Source organism: Streptomyces sp. NPDC003300 (assembly GCF_040610915.1).
Classification (GTDB): Bacteria; Actinomycetota; Actinomycetes; order Streptomycetales; family Streptomycetaceae; genus Actinacidiphila.
This window is the reverse complement of record NZ_JBEXNE010000022.1, coordinates 95299-114709: the sequence shown is the minus strand read 5'-3', so window position 1 is coordinate 114709 and position 19411 is coordinate 95299. Positions and strand designations below refer to the sequence as shown.

At 71.0% G+C, this 19411-nt stretch carries 21 protein-coding genes; 11 read left to right on the top strand and 10 right to left on the bottom strand.

All coding sequences use genetic code 11. The features are described 5' to 3' along the window. Positions 1 to 13: 13 nt before the first annotated feature. On the top strand, positions 14 to 1585 hold the full coding sequence (locus ABZX65_RS27980) for an oleate hydratase (protein WP_355345721.1): 1572 nt from the start codon (positions 14 to 16) through the stop codon (positions 1583 to 1585). Positions 1586 to 1809: 224 nt separating this feature from the next. Here the strand turns inward: ABZX65_RS27980 and ABZX65_RS27975 are convergent, their stop codons facing one another. Further along, positions 1810 to 2262, bottom strand: a complete 453-nt coding sequence (locus ABZX65_RS27975; protein WP_355345718.1) for an anthrone oxygenase family protein — start codon at positions 2260 to 2262, stop codon at positions 1810 to 1812. 81 nt (positions 2263 to 2343) lie between these two features. On the opposite strand from ABZX65_RS27975, the gene ABZX65_RS27970 reads away from it, so the two are divergent. The 6 genes from ABZX65_RS27970 to ABZX65_RS27945 all read left to right on the top strand — a co-directional run bounded on the left by ABZX65_RS27970 (position 2344) and on the right by ABZX65_RS27945 (position 7093). Then, positions 2344 to 3063, top strand: a complete 720-nt coding sequence (locus ABZX65_RS27970) for a TetR family transcriptional regulator (protein WP_355345715.1) — start codon at positions 2344 to 2346, stop codon at positions 3061 to 3063. A gap of 143 nt (positions 3064 to 3206) precedes the next feature. Further along, entirely contained in the window at positions 3207 to 3338 is a 132-nt protein-coding gene (locus ABZX65_RS27965; protein ID WP_355345712.1) for a putative leader peptide, read from the top strand. Positions 3339 to 3562: 224 nt separating this feature from the next. Then, entirely contained in the window at positions 3563 to 4606 is a 1044-nt protein-coding gene (locus ABZX65_RS27960) for an amino acid ABC transporter permease (protein WP_355345709.1), read from the top strand. A gap of 17 nt (positions 4607 to 4623) precedes the next feature. Beyond that, complete coding sequence (locus ABZX65_RS27955) at positions 4624 to 5376, top strand: amino acid ABC transporter ATP-binding protein (RefSeq protein ID WP_355345777.1); 753 nt, start codon at positions 4624 to 4626, stop codon at positions 5374 to 5376. A gap of 118 nt (positions 5377 to 5494) precedes the next feature. Beyond that, positions 5495 to 6496 carry an ABC transporter substrate-binding protein gene (locus tag ABZX65_RS27950; RefSeq protein ID WP_355345706.1) on the top strand — a complete coding sequence of 334 codons (1002 nt, stop codon included), beginning with the start codon at positions 5495 to 5497 and terminating at the stop codon, positions 6494 to 6496. A 156-nt stretch (positions 6497 to 6652) separates the two neighbouring features. Next, positions 6653 to 7093, top strand: coding sequence for an NUDIX hydrolase (locus ABZX65_RS27945; RefSeq protein WP_355345703.1), 441 nt, complete (start codon positions 6653 to 6655; stop codon positions 7091 to 7093). Positions 7094 to 7116: 23 nt separating this feature from the next. Here the strand turns inward: ABZX65_RS27945 and rpsN are convergent, their stop codons facing one another. The 5 genes from rpsN to ABZX65_RS27920 form a co-directional block, all read right to left on the bottom strand. After that, positions 7117 to 7422: a 30S ribosomal protein S14 gene (gene rpsN, locus ABZX65_RS27940; RefSeq protein WP_355345700.1), complete on the bottom strand. Its 306-nt coding sequence runs from the start codon at positions 7420 to 7422 to the stop codon at positions 7117 to 7119. Next, positions 7422 to 7658 (bottom strand): 50S ribosomal protein L28, encoded by a 237-nt coding sequence (rpmB, locus tag ABZX65_RS27935; protein WP_355345697.1) that lies wholly within the window; start codon positions 7656 to 7658, stop codon positions 7422 to 7424. The genes rpsN and rpmB overlap by 1 nt, the downstream gene beginning before the upstream one ends. A 248-nt stretch (positions 7659 to 7906) precedes the next feature. Next, on the bottom strand, positions 7907 to 8722 hold the full coding sequence (locus ABZX65_RS27930) for an SAM-dependent methyltransferase (protein ID WP_355345694.1): 816 nt from the start codon (positions 8720 to 8722) through the stop codon (positions 7907 to 7909). A 56-nt stretch (positions 8723 to 8778) separates the two neighbouring features. Next, entirely contained in the window at positions 8779 to 9018 is a 240-nt protein-coding gene (locus ABZX65_RS27925) for a DUF397 domain-containing protein (RefSeq protein WP_317452483.1), read from the bottom strand. Between the two features lies 1 nt (position 9019). Next, a complete protein-coding gene (locus tag ABZX65_RS27920) occupies positions 9020 to 9901 on the bottom strand; it encodes a helix-turn-helix transcriptional regulator (protein ID WP_355345690.1) in 882 nt (293 codons plus the stop codon). A 244-nt stretch (positions 9902 to 10145) separates the two neighbouring features. Between ABZX65_RS27920 and ABZX65_RS27915 the strand changes: the two genes are divergently transcribed. Together ABZX65_RS27915 and ABZX65_RS27910 are read left to right on the top strand one after the other, a co-directional pair. Next, positions 10146 to 10709 carry an ATP-binding protein gene (locus tag ABZX65_RS27915; RefSeq protein ID WP_355345687.1) on the top strand — a complete coding sequence of 188 codons (564 nt, stop codon included), beginning with the start codon at positions 10146 to 10148 and terminating at the stop codon, positions 10707 to 10709. Next, positions 10706 to 11179 carry a hypothetical protein gene (locus ABZX65_RS27910; protein WP_355345684.1) on the top strand — a complete coding sequence of 158 codons (474 nt, stop codon included), beginning with the start codon at positions 10706 to 10708 and terminating at the stop codon, positions 11177 to 11179. Before ABZX65_RS27915 ends, ABZX65_RS27910 begins: the two co-directional genes overlap by 4 nt. Positions 11180 to 11262: 83 nt before the next feature. Here the strand turns inward: ABZX65_RS27910 and ABZX65_RS27905 are convergent, their stop codons facing one another. Then, complete coding sequence (locus ABZX65_RS27905) at positions 11263 to 13260, bottom strand: hypothetical protein (protein WP_355345681.1); 1998 nt, start codon at positions 13258 to 13260, stop codon at positions 11263 to 11265. Positions 13261 to 13543: 283 nt separating this feature from the next. Continuing rightward, positions 13544 to 15166, bottom strand: coding sequence for a hypothetical protein (locus tag ABZX65_RS27900; protein ID WP_355345678.1), 1623 nt, complete (start codon positions 15164 to 15166; stop codon positions 13544 to 13546). A gap of 325 nt (positions 15167 to 15491) precedes the next feature. On the opposite strand from ABZX65_RS27900, the gene ABZX65_RS27895 reads away from it, so the two are divergent. Further along, positions 15492 to 16007: a hypothetical protein gene (locus tag ABZX65_RS27895; protein ID WP_355345675.1), complete on the top strand. Its 516-nt coding sequence runs from the start codon at positions 15492 to 15494 to the stop codon at positions 16005 to 16007. Positions 16008 to 16114: 107 nt separating this feature from the next. On the opposite strand, the gene ABZX65_RS27890 is transcribed toward ABZX65_RS27895, so the two are convergent. After that, positions 16115 to 17551, bottom strand: coding sequence for an MFS transporter (locus ABZX65_RS27890; protein ID WP_355345672.1), 1437 nt, complete (start codon positions 17549 to 17551; stop codon positions 16115 to 16117). A gap of 191 nt (positions 17552 to 17742) precedes the next feature. Here ABZX65_RS27890 and ABZX65_RS27885 point away from each other — a divergent pair, with 191 nt between their 5' ends. Next, positions 17743 to 18432, top strand: a complete 690-nt coding sequence (locus tag ABZX65_RS27885) for a TetR/AcrR family transcriptional regulator C-terminal domain-containing protein (RefSeq protein WP_355345669.1) — start codon at positions 17743 to 17745, stop codon at positions 18430 to 18432. A 21-nt stretch (positions 18433 to 18453) separates the two neighbouring features. Here the strand turns inward: ABZX65_RS27885 and ABZX65_RS27880 are convergent, their stop codons facing one another. Beyond that, positions 18454 to 19347, bottom strand: a complete 894-nt coding sequence (locus tag ABZX65_RS27880; protein ID WP_355345666.1) for a MurR/RpiR family transcriptional regulator — start codon at positions 19345 to 19347, stop codon at positions 18454 to 18456. Between the last annotated feature and the right edge of the window lie 64 nt (positions 19348 to 19411).

Below are 19411 nucleotides of genomic sequence, written 5' to 3'. Positions count from 1 at the left end.
CACCGATCGAGGAGTGGCTGTGGCCAAGGCATATCTGGTGGGAAGCGGAATCGCGTCGCTCTCGGCGGCGGCGTTCCTGATCCGCGAGGGCGGATTCACGGGCTCCGACATCGTGATCCTGGAGGAGCAGGACCGCGAGGGCGGCAGCCTGGACGCGGCGGGCACGCCCGAGAGCGGCTACACCATGCGCGGCGGCCGGATGTTCGAGGTGCACTTCGACTGCACCTACGACCTGCTGTCCTCCGTCCCCTCCCTCGACGACCCCACCAAGTCCGTCACCGAGGACACCTTCGCCTTCCACGAGGACTTCGCCTGGAACGACCACGCCCGGCTGGTGGACGCGGAAGGGAAGGTGATCGACGCGCACTCGATGACCTTCTCCGAGCGCGACCGGCTGGAGTTGGTGGCGTGCGTGGCGACCCCGGAGAAGCTGCTGGACGGCAAGCGCATCGCGGACTGCTTCCACGAGGAGTTCTTCCACACCAACTTCTGGGCGATGTGGTGCACCACCTTCGCCTTCGAGCCCTGGCACAGCGCGATCGAGTTCCGCCGCTATCTGAACCGCTTCGTGCACCTGTTCAAGACCTTCGACAGCATGTCGGGGATCTACCGCACGCGGTTCAACCAGTTCGACTCGATCGTGCGTCCGTTGATGAAGTGGCTCGCCGACCAGGGCGTCGTCGTGCAGTTGGGCACCCGCGTCACCGATCTGCGGCTCGCGCCGGGCGACGAGCTCACCGTGGAGGCCATCACCTGGGTGCGCGGCGGCGCGACCGAGGAGACGGCGGTCGGCCCCGACGACCTGGTGATGGTCACCAACGGTTCGATGACCGCGAACTCCACCCTCGGCGGCACCGACACCGTGCCCGCCCTGGACACCACGAGCACCGCCGGGTCCTGGGCGCTGTGGGAGACGCTGGCCGCCAAGCGCCGCGGGCTCGGCGACCCGAAGGTGTTCGACTCCTCCGTCAAGGACTCCACCTGGGAGTCGTTCACGGTCACGACCAAGGACCCGCTCTTCTTCGAGCTGATGGAGGAGTTCAGCGGCAGCGAGGCGGGCAAGGGCGGCCTGATCACGTTCAAGGACTCCAAGTGGCTGCTGACCATCGTCCTCAACCACCAGCCGCACTTCCGTGAGCAGCCCGAGGACACGTACGTCTGGTGGGGTTACGCGCTCTTCCCCGACCGGGAGGGCGACTTCGTCGGCAAGCCGATGGCGCGGTGCACCGGCCGCGAGATCCTGGACGAGGTCCTTCAGCACCTGCGGTTCGCCGAGCGCCCGCGCATCCTGGACGACTCGATCGTGATCCCGGCGATGATGCCGTACATCACCAGCCAGTTCCTGGTCCGCTCCGCGGGCGACCGCCCCCAGGTCGTCCCCGAGGGCTCCACCAACCTGGCCTTCATCGGGCAGTACGCGGAAGTGCCCGACGACGTCGTCTTCACCGTGGAGTACTCGGTGCGCACCGCGTGGACCGCCGTGGCGGGACTGCTCGGTCTCGAGCGGCAGCCCCCGCCGGTCCACAAGGGCGGCCACGACCCGAAGGTGCTGATCGAGGCGGTGCAGACGCTCCACCGCCGCTGACGCCGCTGACGCCGCTGACGCCGCTGACGCCGCTGACGCCGGTCAGGCGGGGCCGGGCTCGCGCTGCGCGTCGTCCAGGGCGCGGAGGCGTTCGAGCGCGGGGACGGCGGCGGCCAGCGCCGCCGCCTCGTCGGGGGGCAGCCGGTCGATGAGCCGGGCGAAGACCTCGACACTCGACCGGCGGCGCTCGGCCAGAACCGGCGCGCTGTACCGAGAACGAGCGCTCAGTAGACCGCGGCGACCAGTACGAGAGCGACCCCGGTCACCGACGCGCCTATGCGTACGAGGTGGAAGCGGCCCCAGCGGTCCCGGAGCTCCTGCCAGTCGTCGGGAAGGGTGTCGACCGTCCAGGTCCCGATGGGCGTGACGATCGGGACCTCGACGGCTGCCGTCACCACCAGGGCGACGACGAACAGCGCGAGTGCCGCCAATGTGAGGAAGAACGTACGGCGGTGCCCGTCGTAGGACAGCACCAGGACGGGAACCGCGGACAGCAGCGCCGCGGGCATGAGCACGGTCATCACCTGGGCCATGTTCCGGCTCAGCCTCCGCACGAGCGGCAGCATGAAGTCCGGCTCGAAGCGCGGCATGGACCGGGTGAGGGCGAGCCAGGGACCCCAGAACATCCCCGAGACCGCGGCCGACAGAAGGATGTTGACCAGCTGCCAGGTCTTCATGGTGATGCGCCTCCCCGTGTTTACTGTCACTATAAATTTACAGTAGCAGAATAAATTATACTCCCGCACTATGCTGTGCACATGAGCAGGGGCACGGTGAACTGGACGGTGCTGCGCGCGCCCGCCGCGGGGGAGCCCGAGGGTGAGGGGCTGCGCGAGCGCAAGAAGCGCCTGATGCGGCAGCAGCTCTCCGACGCGGCGACGCGGATGTTCGTGGAGCGCGGCTTCGACGCCGTACGGGTCGCCGAAATCGCCGAGGCGTGCGGGGTGTCGGAGAAGACGGTCTTCAACTACTTCCCGACCAAGGAATCGCTGATCCTGGACCTGCCGCAGGCGACCGCGGCCTCGCTGGAAGTGGCGCTCTCCGACCCCGCGCCCGGCTTCTCACCGGTCGCGGCGGCGCTGCGGGTCCTGGCCGACGAGTTGGCGAGCGTCACCTCCTGGCTCGCCGCCCAGGACGACCGGGCCGGCGCCGCCGCGGACTTCCGTCGCTTCGGCGCGCTCATCCACTCGACCCCCTCGCTGCGCGCCCAGCAACGGGAGATCCGCGACGAACTCGTCGCCGTCACCGCAGGACTGCTCGCCCGCAGGACCGGCGCGGAGCCCGGCGACCCGGAGCCGCAGATCACGGCCACCGCACTGCTCGGGCTGTGGCCCGTGCAGTTCCGCAGCCTCGGCCGCCACCTCGACGGGACCCGCACGCCCGGCCAGGTGCGGGACGCGGTCACCGTCGACGTGCACCGTGCCGCGAACCTCATCGACGCCGGACTGCGGACGTTCGGGGCGCCGGACGCCGGATAACGCCGGGCCGGCCGTACGGGACGGCGCTTCATGCGTGTCCCGCGTGCGATCTCCGTCACTCGCGCGGGCATTGTCCCCACGGCACGGGCCGGTTACCGTGATTGCTGTTTTCCGGCAGGACCGACGCGAGTGAGGGGACGGGCATGCGCGGCGCACACGACAGCGGCGGCACACCCCGCCCCGGCGGGTCCTTCCAACTCCACGTGGCCAGGCGCCACGTCGACCTGCTGCGCGTGAGCAGCGCCCTGTGTCCGGAAACCCTCCCGGCCCGCTGACCGTCCAGGAGCCCGCAGGTCCGCACGTCCCGTCGGGACGTCGACCCCGCTTCCCGCACGGCGGCGCGTAGCCGTTCGCCGACGCGCGCCCGCACACCCCCGCACACCCCCGCGCGCTCGCCCTCCCCGCCGCCGTTCCCCGACGTCAACCCGCCCGCCGCACGGGGCCGTTGACGCCGTACGCGCGCTGCCGCGACCGCACATCCAGACGGGAAGCACCGACCATGGAGCACCAGGACACCTTCCAGCGCCTACGCGCTGTGCCCGAAGACCCCCCACCACCGGCCGAACCGGGGAAGACCCGCGCGCCGCGCGCCCTCGACCGCCGCCCCACGGACGACGAACTGCTCGCCGCCAGGCTCGTACCACTGCGCAGGCCGGGCCAATGGGTCTCCGCGCTGGTCCTGTTGGTGCTGTTCGCCATGCTGGTGCACACCCTGCTGACCAACAAGCGGTTCCAATGGGGCACCGTCGGCGACTACTTCCTGCGCGGATCGATCCTGCACGGCCTGGAACTCACGCTGTGGCTCACGGGCGCCGTCATGGCCAGCGGCTACCTCCTCGGCATCGGCATCGCCGCGATGCGCCTGTCCCGCAACCCCGTCCTGCGCGCCCTGAGCTTCGGCTACGTCTGGCTGCTGCGCTCCGTGCCGCCGCTGGTACAACTCCTCTTCTGGTACGAACTCGCCTCGCTGTACCCGCGGATATCGCTCGGCATCCCCTTCGGCCACGAATTCGTCACCGTCAAGACCGCCCACCTGTTCAGCGGCATCCTCGCCGCCTACGTCGGCCTCACCCTCGACGTGGCCGCCTTCTCCTCCGAGATCGTCAGGGGCGGCATCCTGTCCGTCGACCCGGGACAGAGCGAGGCCGCGCAGGCGCTCGGCCTCGGCAACGGCCGGATCTTCCGCAAGATCGTGCTCCCGCAGGCCATGCCCGCGATCATCCCCGCCTCCGGCAACCTGCTGATCGGCATGCTGAAGGCGACCTCCATCGTGAGCGTCATCGCCGTCCAGGACCTGCTGTATTCGGCCCAGTTGATCTACAACCAGAACTTCCTCATCATGCCGCTGCTGCTGGTGGCCACGGTCTGGTACGTCATCCTCACCACGCTGCTGTCGATCGGCCAGTTCTACGTCGAGCGGTACTACGCGCGCGGCAGCGGTCGCGGTGGCGGCGGTGGTCCCAAGCGCGGCTTCTGGGAGGTCACCCGCGCCAACATCCCGGTGTTCGGCCGGACCAGGACCGACCTGGCGGGTCTGTCATGACCGACGACGGACGCCCGCTGGTCAGGATCCGCGGCCTGCGCAAGAGCTTCGGCACGCAACTCGTCCTCGACAGCGTCGACATGGATGTCCACGAGGGCGAGGTGACCGTCCTGCTCGGCCCCTCCGGCTCCGGGAAATCCACGCTGCTGCGCTGCGTCAACCACCTGGAGCGGCCCGACGCGGGCTTCGTCGAGGTCGGCGGCGACATCGTCGGCTACCGGCCGGGCCGCGGCCGACTGCACGAACTGCGCGCCCGCTCGATCACCCGGCAGCGCGCCCATGTCGGCATGGTCTTCCAGCAGTTCAACCTCTTTCCGCACATGACGGTGCTGGAGAACATCACCGAGGCGCCGGTCGCGGTGCGCGGCGTGCCGCGCAAACAGGCGGCGGTCCGGGCGCGCGCCCTGCTGGAACAGGTCGGGCTCGGCGGACGCGAGGACTCCTACCCCCGGCAGATGTCCGGCGGCCAGCAGCAACGCGTCGCCATCGCCCGCGCGCTCGCGATGGAGCCGAGACTGCTGCTCTTCGACGAGCCCACCAGCGCCCTCGACCCCGAACTCGTCGGCGACGTCCTCGCCGTGATGAAGGACCTCGCGGTGAGCGGGATGACGATGATCGTCGTCACCCACGAAATCGGCTTCGCCCGCGAGGTCGCCGACACCGTCGCCTTCCTCGACGGCGGCCGGATCATCGAGTCGGGGCCGCCCGCCGACGTCCTCGCCGACCCCCGCCACCCCAGGGCGCGGTCCTTCCTCGCGGCCGTCCTGTAGCGCCGGTCCCGCATCGCCCCCGCACTCCTCCAATTGACGCTCGCCGTCGAGCGGTTCACGCCAGGCCGCGCACACACCTGCCCGCACTCGTCTCGACCCCGCTGCGAAAGGCACCCCCGTGACCACCGAAAGACGCCCCGCCCGCCGTCTCCCGCGGCCGGCCGCCGCCACGCTCACCGCCGTCATCGGCCTCGCCCTGCTGACCGCCTGCGGTGACTCGTCCGACGACTCGGGCACGCCGAAGTCCCGGGCAGCCGGCGCCACCTCGTCGTCGTCCGCGTCGGCCGGATCGACCGCCATCCCGACCGAGGACGTCGTCTCGGGCATCGCGGCCGACCCCGCGCTGACGGCGGAGCTGCCCGCCGCGGCGAAGAGCAGCGGCACGCTCACCCTGGGCACCACCCGCGCGCCGGGCGTCACCGGCCTCCCGCACGGCGGCGAGAGCGAGGACGGCACGCCCATCGGCCTCGACGTCGACCTGCGCAACGCCGTCGGCAAGGTCCTCGGCATCACGTGGAAGGTGCAGTACGGCACCTTCCCGACCGTCATCCCCGGTGTGCAGAACGGCCGGTACGACGTCGGCCAGGACAACTTCGGTGTCACCAAGGCCCGCGTGGAGGTCGTGGACTTCGCGACCTACCTCAACGACGGCCAGTCCTTCCTCGGCGCCGAGGACGTGCCCGTCGACTCGGTCACCCAGCTCACCGACCTCTGCGGGCTGACCGTGGCGACCAGCCCCGGCTCCACCTTCCAGCAGATCCTCACCGACGGCGCCTCGAAGTGCTCGGGCGCCGGGAAGAAGCCGTACAAGGTGCAGTACTTCACCGACTCCGCCCCCATCTTCCTGGGGCTGGCGAACGGCAAGGTGGACATCTACTTCGGCCCGACGCTGGCGCTGAAGTACGACGCCACGCATGTGCCCCACACGAAGTACCTCGGCCAGATCAGCACCACGCCGGTCGGATTCGTGACGGCGAAGGGCTCACCGATCGGCAAGGCGCTCAGCGACGCCGTGAACAAGCTGATCGCCGACGGCGCCTACGCGAAGATCTTCGCGAAGTGGGACGTGCCCGGCACGGGCATCACCAAGTCCGAGGTCAACCCGGCGGCCACTTTCTGAGACCCGCCGCCCTCGACCGCGCCCGTCTCAGGCGGCGCCCGGACCCCGCGCCCGAGCGGCACGGGGTCCGGGCCGCGCGGCCCCGCACGACGATCACACCGGCCGACCTCCGCGTGCTACGGTCCCGCGAAGTCCCTTCGCCCCATGAGGATTTCCATGCCGTATCAGCCGCCTGTGTGGCCGGTGTCCGTCAAGGCCGTGGTGCTCGACGCGCGTGGCCGTGTCCTGCTGTCGAGGAACGACCGCGAGGAGTGGGAACTCCCCGGCGGGCACCTGGAGTCGGGCGCCGAGCAGACCGGACGACGGGCCGACGACAGCCCCGAATCCGCCGTCGAACGCCAGGTGCTGGAGAGGACCGGCTGGCTGGTCGAGGCCGACGGCCTCATCGACGACGGGGTGTGGATCCACGAGACCGCGCCCGGCCGTCGCGTCCTGGTCGTCACGTACGGCTGCTCGCTGCTGCCGCCCGACCAGCCGCCGCCGCCGACGGCAGAGGAGCACAAGGAATCCGCGCTCTTCCCGCTCGACAGCATCCCCGAGCTGAACATGCCCAGCTCCTACAAGCGCGCCATCTACGCCTGGACACAACGAAGTTGAGCTGAGGCGCGAGGGAGGGACAGCTACCAGCTCGATTTGCGCACGCCCGGCAGGAACCCCGCGTGCGCCTGCTCGCGCAGCCGGACCCGTGAGATGCCGAAGGTGCGGAAGTAGCCGCGCGGGCGGCCGTCCACCGCGTCCCGGTTGCGGACCCGGGTGGCGCTGGCGTCGCGCGGCTGTCGGCCCAACTCGGCCTGCGCGGAGGCCCGTTCGCCGGGCGTGGTGGCGGGGGAGGCGATGATCCGCTTCAACTCGGCCCGGCGTGCCGCGTATCGGGCGACGACCGCCTGACGCTGCTCGTTCTTCGCGATCTTGCTCTTCTTGGCCATCAGACCTTCTCCCCGCGGGCGCGCAGCCGGGCGACGGCCGCCTCGACGCCGATCCGGTCGACGGTCTTGATGCCCTTCGCGCTGAGCGTCAGCCGGACGAAGCGGCCCTCGGAGGCCAGCCAGTAGCGCTTGCGCTGGATATTGGGGTCGAAGCGGCGCGGTGTGCGCCGATGGGAGTGCGAGATGGCGTTGCCGAAACCGGGCTTGCGCCCGGTGAGCTGGCAGTGGGCGGACACGGTGCCTCCAGGGCGGTTGCGGACTCGCGAGGGCCCGCGACGGCCCGGACGACCGCCGCCGATGCCCCGGCGACCGGCCCCACCGTACCTTAATGGAAACGAATGTCATTACGTCGGGCTCCCGGCTCCCGGCTCCCGGACTGCCGCACTGCCCCCTGTCCGGGACGCGGCAGCGCCCCCCCCTGAAACGCGTCGCGGCCCGGCCTCCGGCGTCACCGGAGACCAGGCCACAGGGGAACGGGAGGCGATCAGGGCTTACGGGCGACCGCTCCGTACATCGCGATCTGCTCGTCCCGCACCGCGGGGTCGACGGAGTCGTCCGGCCGCCAGCGGTGCACCTGCGTGATCCCCGGCTCCACCAGCTCCAGGCCCTCGAAGTACGCCTGCGCCTCGCTGAGATTCCGCAGCCGCATCGGCATGCCGCGCGCGGTGTACTCGGCGTTCACGCGCCCGACCTCCTCCGGCGCGAAGTCGTCCGTGCCGATCGACATCGCGAGGTAGCTGCCGGACGGCAGCGGGTCCAGCAGGCGGTGGACGATGCCGAGCGGGTCGTCCTCGTCCATGATCAGGTGGACGATCGCGATGAACGTCAGGCCCACCGGCTTGCCGAGGTCGATGGTCTCGCGGAACTGCGGCGAGCCGAGGATCGCGGCAGGGTCCCGCATGTCCGCCTCGATGTACTCGGTCCGCCCCTCGGGGGTGCTGGAGGACAGGCCCGCCGAGAGCGTGAGCACGATCGGGTCGTTGTCCACGTACACCACCCGCGACTCGGGGGCGATGGACTGCGCGACCTCGTGCACGTTCGGCCGGGTCGGTATGCCGGTGCCGATGTCGACGAACTGCCGGATGCCCGCCTCCTGCGCCAGGTAGCGCGTGGCGCGGTGCATGAACTTCCGGTTCTCCAGCATGTGCGGCACGATCGACGGCCACGCCTCCACCATGGCGTCGCCCGCCTCGCGGTCGGGAGGGTAGTAGTCCTTGCCGCCGAGGATGTAGTCGTACACCCGTGCCGGGTGCGGGTTCTTGGTGTCGATACGGTCGGCCGGCCAGCCGTTCTCGGGCACGCGGTCCTCCGGATTTCCTTGTCGATGTGCGGTGGTGCCGCTCGCGCGGCCTGGCGTCACTGCTGGAGCAGGAAGTCGGCGTCGCCCGCCTTGGTGCCCCGGATGAAACTCTCGATCTCCCGGCGGTTGTAGATCAGCGCGGGGCCGCCCGGATCGGTGGACTGGCGCAGCGCCACCCGGCCGTCGGGCAGCTTCATCGCCTCGACGCACGCTCCGCCGGCATCGTCGCTCCACGGCTTGTGCCAGCCGTGGGGCCCGAGGTCGGCGGCACTCATGCCGTTGCGAATGTGATCCACGTCAGAGCTCCTTGCGTAGGGCACCCAGCAGTGCCTTGGTCTTCTTCTCCTGCGCCGCCTGGGCGGCGAGCCGGTCCATGGCCTCGCGGTACGCGGCGACCTCGTCCTGCTTGTCGAGGTAGGTCGACCCGATCAGGCCGCCGAGATAGACGACATCGGGCAGTTCCGCGGCCTCGAACCGGAAGAGCTGGAAGGCCCCCGCGCGGGTCGCCGGGTGCGGCCCGTTGGTGAAGGGCATCATCTGAAGGCGTACGTTCGGCAGTTCGCCGATCTCCAGCAGATGGTCGATCTGAGCGCGCATCACCTTCGGTCCGCCGACCGGCCAGTGCAGCACCGTCTCGTCCATCACCGCCCACAGCAGCGGGGGTTGGGCACGGGTCAGGATCTGCTGCCGGGCCAGCCGCAGGGCGACCCTGCGGTCGATGTCCTCGGCCGACGCCTGCGGGTCGCCCGCGGTGAGCAGCGCGTGCGCGTACTCCTCGGTCTGGAGCAGGCCGGGGATGAACTGCGCCTCGTACGCGCGGATGTGGACCGCCGCCTGCTCCAGGCTGAGATAGGCGCCGAACCAGTCGGGCATCACGTCGCGGTAGGTGTGCCACCAGCCGTGCTTGTTGGCCTCGCGGGCGAGTTCGAGGAAGGTCTCGATTTCGGCCGTTTCCGTGATGCCGTAGGTGCGCAGCAGCTTCTCGACGTCGGACAGCCGCAGCCGTGCCACCTTGGCCTGTTCCATCCGGCGGATCGTCGAATGGCTCACCCCGATGACCTCGCCGGCCTGCTCGAATGAGACGCCGGCGCGGGATCTGAGCTCCTCCAACTGGCGTCCCAGTATCATCCGCAGCACCGTAGGAGGGCCGCCGCCCCACCCATTGTCGGTGGCCGCCATTGCTACCTCCCCGTGCGAATGTTCAGTGCTCGCCGCAGTGTGCCATGTTGCCCCGCAGTCTCCCGCCGCCCTGGCTCATTCTGCGAATTGCACTTTGTGGCTTGCGAGTTGAGGGTAGCAGCACCATAGTTGGAGTCGACGGCGTAGCCGATCACCATGATGACTACGTTGTCAGGAACCGCCACGCGCCCGGTCGTCCTCAGCCGTCGTCATCGCGGAAGCACCGACACAGGCAGTGACGCCGATGGTCGAGCCCGGCAGTGATGCCGCCGAGCGCGCAACCGCGACCCCACATACGCGGCCCCCACGAGAGGTGACGGCCATGGCAGCATTAACGGGTCTCCGAACCCCACCGATCACGTCATCGCGCCCGAGCGGCGATGTGTACGCCGTCTTCCGTCTCGCCGCCCGCCGGACCTCCGTGAGCGTCGCCCGCCACGAGGCCCGCGCGGAACTCGACCGCTGGGGCCTGCCCGAGGGCGTCCGCGACGACATCGTGCTGGTCGTCTCCGAGCTGGTCACCAACGCGATCGTGCACAGCCTCAGCGATAGCGTGACCTGCCATCTGCGCGGCGGCGGCCCCGAGGTCTACGTCGAGGTCGGCTCCGAGGGGCGCAGCGCGTCGCGGCACGACGCCCGGCCGCCGGACGAGGGGGGCCGCGGGCTGGTCGTCGTGGAGGCCCTGAGTACGACCTGGGGGATCAACGTCCCCTCGCCCGGGACCGGTTGGACGGCCTGGGCCACCTTCACCGTGCCCGCCGCCCCGGCCGACGACGCGTCGGCCATGTACTCGGAGGACCCCCGATGAAGCGTGTCCCCCCGGCCGGCCGTCGCTCCGCCCTGCCGCCCCGGGGCACCCGCCTCGACTGGCTCGCCCCCCGCGTGGACGGGCCTCCGGCCGCCAGGGAACGGATCCATGTCCCGACCACCGCAGACTTCCCGCCGGGACTGGCCTGCGACGTGGTCGAGACGTCCGCGGAGCACGGTATGCGGATCCTCGGCTGTCTGCCCAGCTCCGGCTGCGTCCTCACCAACGGACGGCAGTGGTCGTGGATCGTGCCGACCGGCTCCGACATCGACGTGGAGTGGCCGTCCTCCACCCGCTACCTGGTCGACGCGGCCGTGCTGGTGCCCGCGTACGAGACGCTGCCCGACGTGTCCGGCGGCCACGACGTCATCCACCCGCCGGACCAGGCCGTGCCGTACACGCACCCGATCCTGCTGTACTTCGCGGCCTGCTGCATCGCCGGGGTGCAGCCCGCCATGACCGTCGAGTAGCCGCCCCGACTGGCGGCCCGGAACGGCACGGGGCCTGCCCGGAGCCGCCGCGCGGGCGGTCCGGGCAGGCCGTGGGTGACAACTCAGCGGACCGTGAAGGGGAGTTGGACGGTCTTGCCGTTCACCAGCACTTCGGCGGCCATGATGCCGACGGTCTTCGGGTCGCGCACGGTGAAGTCGAGCGCGAAGGTACCGTCGAGACCGATGACGCGCAGCACCGAGGAGTCGGAGCTCTGGGCGCCGTTGGCGCGGCGCCCGGACACGACGACCGTGGCGACGGGGGCGAAGTTCCGCCCGCTGACCAGTACGGAGGTGCCGACCGGTCCCGCGGCCGGACTGAGCGAGTAGGCGGGAGCGGGCGGGGCCGTGCTGCCGTTGACGGCGAAGGCGGCGGTCGCGGTGTGCCCGTTGATCAGCCACTCGTGCGCGTAGAGCGCCACCGTGGCCGGGTCGTTGACCGTGAAGGTCTGCGACCAGGTGCCGTCCAGGCCGATGATCTTGGTGGCGTAGCTGTCGGAGGTGCGGGAGCCGTCCGCCTTCAGCCCGTCGATCTCCACCGTGGCGACCGGCGCCCAGCCCTGGCCGACGACCGTGACCTTGGTGTGCGCGGGACCGGAGGCGGGGCTGAGCGTGATGAACGTCGTGGCGACGGACAGCGGCGCGAGGACGTGGATCGAGCCCGCGGTGACCTGCACCTGGTAGGAGCCCTTGGCGACGGATTTCGCCACGGTGACCGAGCCGGAGAGCTTCCCGTCGGAGGCGATGCTCAGGCTGCTCGACGAGACGGACGCGGCCGAGCACGCGGTGCCGTCCGCGGCGCAGAGCGCGGCGGTCGGGGTGGTGCCCGCGGGCCAGCCGGATCCGGTGAGCGTCGCCGCGTGGCCGGGAAGGACGGTCGGGGTGGTGGCGCTGAGCGTCACGGCGGTGGTGGTGACGGTGAACGGTACGGTGACGCTGGTCCCGGCCGTGCCGCTCTCGTCGGCGTAGACGGCCACCAGGTCGGCGCTGTCGATGGTGAAGTCGGTGCTGAACGTGCCGTCGGGCAGGCTCTGTACGTAGACCGCGTCGTCGAGGGCGTTCCCGGCGGCGTCGAGTCCCCAGATGTTGATCCACTGGTCCTGGCGGAAGTTGTGACCCACGACGGTGATCACCGTGCCGACCACGCCGTTGTTCTGGGACAGCGTCATCGTTCTCGGACCGGTGGGCGCGAACGCCTTGACCGTCAGTGGCGCGTTCGCGTGGGTCGTGCCGTCGTTGACCTGGATCTGATACGAGCCGTCGGCCACGGTGTTGGCGTCGGCGAGCGTCGCGGTGCCGGTGAGGATGCCCGAACTGTCGATGGCGAGGGTGTCGGACGTGAAGTCGGCCGGGTTGCAGCCCGCGCCGTTGGCGTCGCACAGCGACACCGTCGGAGTGCCGCCGGCCGTCCAGCCGCCGCCCGCGAGGTCGATCGCGGTGTGCGGCCGGACCGCTCCGGTGGGCCCGGACAGCGACGCGCCGCTGCCCGCTCCCTGCGCGGTGACCGTGCCGACCGGTCCGCCGCCCGCGGTGATCACGCAGGGCGTCTGGTACGTACCCCCGAGGACCACGGTGCTGGTGAGGGTACGGGTCGGCGTGAAGGTGATGGCTCCCGAGGCGTTGGCGGGCAGATAGATGTCACCCTCGTACGGGGGAACGACGACGGGCTGCCCCGAGGGGTAGTTCATGTTCACCGTGGGGCCGGTGACCGTCACGGTGCCGGTGGCGCCGCCGGACATCGCCAGGTCCATGGAGGGCGTGGTGGGCACATTGGACAGCGAGGTGCCGGGGATGGCGGGGCTGGCGCCGAGGGTGACGGTGACGTGCACCTTACCGCCGGGGGTGACGACGGCCGGGGTGAGGGTCACCGTCATCGACTGCGGCCCGGTGGCGTCGCCCTGACCCGCCGGGAGCGTGCAGTGCACGGTCGGGTTGATGGTCGCGGCCTGGGCCGTCGTCGCGGAGGTCAGACCCGCGCCGACGAGGGCGAGCACCGCGACGGCGCCCGTGGCGATTCTTGCCCGCCAGCCCCGTCCGGGCCTGCGGTGGAAGGGTGGGAACATCTGCTGCGCCGCCTTTCGGGCATGGCAGACCCCTCCCTGAGCCTGGGCACGGGAGGGGTCCGGGAAGAGGGAGAAGGCCCGCGGGGTGGGGTCCCGGGGAATGAGTCCGCGGGGGATGAGCCCCGGGGGAGAAGGAGCGGGGGTCGGGTCCGGGCCGTTCCTCCCCCGGGAGATGGGCCCGGGAGATAGGCCCGGGAGATGGGCCCGGGAGATGGGCCCGGGGGAGGAACGGATCAGGAGGAGGGACGTCGGAGTCGGTTGGTGCGGAACGGGGACGTGGCGCTCAGGTGAGGGTGAGTGTGAGGATCGCGCTGTAGTCGCCGGGCGCCGTCACCGCGGGGAGCCGCAGGTCCATGTCGGCGTTGACCTTCACGGTGCCGCCGACGACCTTCTCGCCGCCGGCCGCGGTGAGTTGGCACAGCGTCGCCGCGGTGCTGCCCAGCGGGCCCGGCGTGCCCGGTGCGGGCGTGCCGACGCTCTGCGAGCCACGGACGCAGTCGGGTGTCCAACGGACGGCCGAGGCGGGGATGGTGTTCTGACCCGAGGTCAGGTCGGTGAGCGTGCCGGTCAGGGACCAGCCGAGGTCGACGCCGCGGGAGTCCACGACGGTGACGGTGTTGAGCGCGCTCGTGGCGGTCTGGGACCGTCCGGTCAGGGGGATGGTGCCGAAGTCGATGGTGTCCCCGGACTGGGTCATCTGGAGATTGCCCGCGGTGACGGTGGCGCTGATCTTCTGGGTGGCCGTCGCGCCGCCGCTGTCACCCACGGTGAACTTCGCGTTCACGTCGGAGCCGTCCGCACCGCTCTCGTCGGTGTGGATCGCGGTGGTGGCGGGGTCGTTGACGGTGAACTCGGCGGTGAAGGTGCCGTCGGGTGTGCTGACCGGGTACACGGCGTCGTCGGCGGTCTGGTTGCCGTCGGCGTCCACCCCCCAGACGTTGATGTACTGGTCCTGGTGGAAGTTGCCGCCGCTGACGGTCACCACGGTGCCGAGCGGGCCGTGGTCGGGCGAGAGCGTGACGCTGCGGGCGCCCGTGGGCACGAACGCCTTGACGGTGAGGTCGGCGGTGGCGTGCTTGGCGCCGTCGCTGACCTGGACCTGGTAGGTGCCGTCGGCGATCACGGACGACGCGGCCAGTGTCGCGCTCCCCGAGAGGGCGCCGGACGAGTCGATCGCGAGGGTGTCGGCGGTGAAGCGGGACGGGTCGCAGCCCAGCCCCTGCGCGTCGCACAGCGAGACCACGGGGGTGCCCCCCGCGGTGAATCCGCTGCCGCTCAGCGCGACCGAGGTGCTGGGACGTACGGCCGAGGCCGGCGCGGTGAGCGTGGTGGCCCCACCGCCGCCGCCCTGCACGGTGACCGTGCCGATGCCGCCGCTGCCCGAGACGATGTCACAGGGCGTCTGGAAGGTGCTGCCGAGCACCACCGTCTGCGTGTTCATCTTCAACGGCGTGAACGTCACCGGTCCCGACGCGTCCGAGGGGACGAAGAAGTCCCCTCCGTAGGGCGGGATGACGATCGGCGCGGGCGCCGCCGGGATGTCCACGGGTACGGTCGGGCCGGTCACCGAGACCGTCCCGGTCGCCCCGCCCGACATGGTGAAGTAGATGCTCGGCGTGGTCGGTACGGCGGACAGTGCGAGCGGGCTGGTCGCGGGCGAGGGTCCGAGGGTGACCTCGGCGTGCACCTTGCCGCCCGGCGCGACCGTGGCCGGGGTGAGGGTCACCGAGACGGACTGCGGCCCGGTGTTCTCACCCTGTCCGGCGGGCAGCACGCAGTGCACGGTCGGGGTGACCGTGTCCGCGTGCGCCGCGGGGGCGGCCAGCGTGCAGGCCGCGGCCAGGGCCAGAGCCGGCACCGCCGCCCGCGCGAGGCGCCGTAGAGAGATCTGCCCTGCATGATGCAACGCGTGCCTCCTGACTCCGGGACGCATACGTGTATATGACGGTGCGTCAGGTGCTGGTTCCAGGGCATTGCGACAGCGCGGGACGCAGAAGTCAATGCGAACCCGCCGGTAACCTCGCGGTGTTGGGCCGTCGTTCGCACCGGGCGAGGCCGGCCGCGGGTCACGTCGTCCCGTGGCGCTTGACTCTTCAAGGTCATGGGGCTTCACTCCCGACCAGCGCGCCGGGCCGGACAGCGGGTAGTCACTCGACAACGGGATGTCAAGGGTGCCTGTGCGAGGTCGTCCCCCGGCGCACCCTCACCCTGCTTGATTGGAGTGCTTTGCCATGTCCAGATCCAAGCGTATGGGGACGATCGCCGTCCTCAGCGGCGGCGCACTGTTCGCCGGTCTGACCCTCGCCCCGCACGCGGTCGCCGTCACCCCGGCCACCGCCACCGCCAGCTACAACTGCGGCACCTGGGGCAGCGGGACGGCCACGCTGACCGCCACCGACTCCGGCGGCGTCAAGAAACTGAAACTGAGCTCCTCCACGATCACGGTCCCGGCCGGCACCACGGTGCCGCCGAACAGCATCACCACGACCATCAAGGTCAAGAAGAACGGCTCGACCGAGGTCGACTTCTCCGGCACCGTGAACCCCGCGATGACCGGCGCCGTCACCCTCGGCCCGCTCCCGCAGTCCACCGGCACGCTCGCCGCCGGTGACAAGACCGACTCCTGGGTGCTGTCCGGCACGCCGAGCGCCACCAACTGGTCGGTCAAGATCGTCACCACCTCGCCCTCGGTGACCACCGTCTACTGCATCGCCACCAGCGCCCAGTCCACCGCGTTCACCTGGTAGCGGTTCACCTCGTCGTACGGGATTCGCCCGGCGCGACTCGGTACGCGGCACGCACGCCGGGACCCCGCCCCCCCAAGGGAGCGGGGTCCTCGCGGCGGCCTGACCCGCTAGTGGCCGGTCTCCTCGGGGGCGCGCTTGGGCATCAGCGCGACCGCGGGCAGGCACAGCAGGCTGAGCCCCAGGACGACGGCGAGGCTGATCTTCATGGCGTGGCCGAGGCCGCCGCCCGCGGTCTGGAAGAAGACCGAGGTCACCGCGGCCGAACCGATACCGGCGGCGAGCTGCTGGATCGCCGAGAGCGAGCCGCTGGCGCTGCCCGCCTCGTCGGGGCTGATGTCGCCGAGCGCGATGTCGAAGATCGTGCCGTAGCAGGCGCCCATGCCGAGCCCGGTGACGAAGATCGGCGCGGCCAGCGTCCACAGGCCCACGTGGGTGCCCGAGTGGGCGACCAGCGCGAGCAGCCAGCCGCCGCCCGCCAGCAGGATCGCGATGCCGACGAAGATCAGCGTGCGGCCGAGCTTCTTGATCAGCGCCATGCACGCGCCCGCGGCCACGATGATGCCGAGCGTCATCGGCAGCAGGGCGAGTGAGGCGGTGCGCGGCGAGGCGTGCAGGCCCTCCTGGATGAACAGGGACAGTACGTAGATCAGCCCGCTGGTGGTCGCGAAGACCACGAGCCCGACGACCAGTCCCGAGCTGAAGCCGCGGTTGCGCAGCAACGACGCCTTCAGCAGCGGGTCGGCCGCCGTGCTCTGGCGGCGGGCGAAGGCCGCGAAGGCCGCCACGCCCACGACGAGGGAGAGGACGGGAGTGGCCGTCCAGCCGTTGGTCGAGCCCTCGACCAGACCGAAGAGCAGGCCGAACATGGTGACGGCGAGCAGACCCGAGCCGATCCCGTCCACGACGACCGCACGGTCCCCGTCGTCGTGCGGGAGCAGCCGGACCGCCAGGACCAGGCCGACCGCGCCGAGGACGAGGTTGATCAGGAAGATCGGCCGCCAGGACAGGCCGAAGAGGTCGGCGTCGATGATGAATCCGGCCAGGATCGGACCGCCGACCGAGGCCAGGCCGAGCAGCGGCCCGAAGAACGCGAACGCCTTGCCGAGCATGTCGCGCGAGAAGGTCTTGGTCATGATCGCCATGCCCTGCGGGATCATCAGGGCGCCGAAGGCCCCCTGCACCACACGGGCGGCGATCAGCAGTCCGGGATCGGGGGAGAGCCCGGCCACGGCGGAGGCGACGGTGAAGCCGCCCATGCCGATCAGGAACATCCGGCGCTGGCCGAATTTGTCGCCGAGCCGCCCGCCGATGACGAGCAGGACGCCCATGGCCAGCATGTAGGAGGAGCCCAGCCACTTGATCAGGCCCTGGCCGCCGTGCAGCTCGGCGCTGATGGTGGGCGCGGCGATGTTGGTGACGGTCGAGTCGATCATGTCCAGGGCGTCGGCGAGCAGCACCAGCCCCAGGATCGCCCACATCAGCCGGGCCGATGTGCTGGTGCCCGCGGGACGGGGCGCGGTCGAAGTCGTGGTCGCGGTGGTCATGGCGGGGACCTCCTTCCGGGGTGACGTCGGGTGACGTCCGCTGTGACATTGCGTGATCGAACCGGTCTGTCCGACCACACCCACCACCGTACACGAACATGTTCGTTGCGAACGCGTTCAGAGCGAACATGTTCGTTCCATGCGGCGTGATCACGCCATGGCCGGGCGAACGTGTTCGTTATGCTGAGGCGATGACGCCTGGGAAAGCCGCCCCCATCAGCCGCCGCGACCGGCCCGCCAAACCCGCGCTCTCCCGCGAGGGGATCGTCGGCACGGCGCTGGAGATCATGCGCGCCGAAGGGCTCGACCGCGTCACGATGCGCCGCCTCGCCCAGGAGCTGGACACCGGCCCGGCCTCGCTCTACGTCTACGTGAGCAACACCGCCGAGCTGCGCGCGTACATGCTCGACGACCTGCTCGCCGGACTCGACCTCGGCCCGGTGACCGCGCCAGGGGACTGGCGCGAGCGGCTGTTCACGCTCCTGTGGTCGTACGGCAGAGCCCTGATGGAGTACCCGGGTCTCGCCCAGTCCGCGCTGGTGACCAGGCCCGCGGGCCCCGGTTACCTACGGCTGGTCGACGGCCTGCTCGCGCTGCTGGCCGAAGGCGTCCCCGCGGAGCGGACCGCGTGGGCGGTGGACCTGCTGCTGCACTTCGCGACCTCCACCGCCACCGAACAGGGCACCCGCAGCGTGGCCGACGGCGCGGAGCAGGAGGAGAGCGACCTCGCGAACGCGATCCTCTCCGCCACGCCCGACACCTACCCCCATATCGCCGCCCTCGGCATGGACCTGCTGAGCGGCACCGGCACCGGCCGTCTGACCTGGGGATTCGACGTGCTGCTCAACGGCATCATCCACACGCCCCGGCCGTCGGCGTAGCAGGCGGCCTCACCCGCCCGGTCACGGCTCCGGCAGCCGGTGGTCGCCGACCGCGTCGTACGTCTCCTTGAGCGCCTTGCGGGCGCTGTCCAGATGGTGCTGGGCGACGCCGATGAACAGGCAGTCGATCACGGTGAGCTGGGCGATACGGCTGGCGGTCGCGCCCGAGCGGAAGGTGGTCTCGGGGGCCACGGTCGTCAGGAGGTGATCGCTCACCGCGTGGATCGGCGAGCGCGGGAAGCTGGTCAGGGCGACGGTCGTCGCGCCGTGCTCGCGCGCCACCCGCAGCGCCTCGACGGTGTCGGCGGTCGCCCCGGTGTGGGAGAGGCCGATGGCCACGTCACCGGGGCTGAGCACCGCCGCCGAGGTGAGCATGATGTGGGTGTCGCTCCACGCGAAGCTCACCCGCCCGATCCGGTGCAGCTTCTGCTGGAGGTCGGCGGCGACCAGGGCGTTGGCGCCGACGCCGTAGATGTCGACGCGGCCCGCCGCCGCGACCGCCGCCACGACGCGGCGCAGCGTGTCGACGTCGAGCTGCCGCGCGGTCTCCTCGACGGCGCGCGCGTCGGCGAAGGCGACCTTGCCGACGACTTCCGACAGGTCGTCGGTCGGCGTGATGTCGCTGCCGAGGTGCCGGTCGTCGCGGGTCTCGGCGCGCGCGGCGTCCGCGGCCAGCGCGATCCGCAACTCCGGGTAGCCGCGCAGGCCCACGGAACGGCAGAAGCGGATGACCGTGGTCTCGCTCGTCGTCGCCGCCTCGGCCAGTTCGGTGATGCTGCTGCGCGCGGCGAGCGCCGGATTGGCCAGCACGGCCGCCGCCACGCGCCGCTCGGCCGGAGCGAGGTCCGGCAGCAGCGACCGGACGCGCGCCAAGGGACTCGCCTCGGGGGATTCGTTGTCGGAACCGGCTGACACGGGGGAAACGTATCCACCGTGATCGTCGGGGTCAACGTGGCCTCGGGCGAGCCCCGGCGCGGGT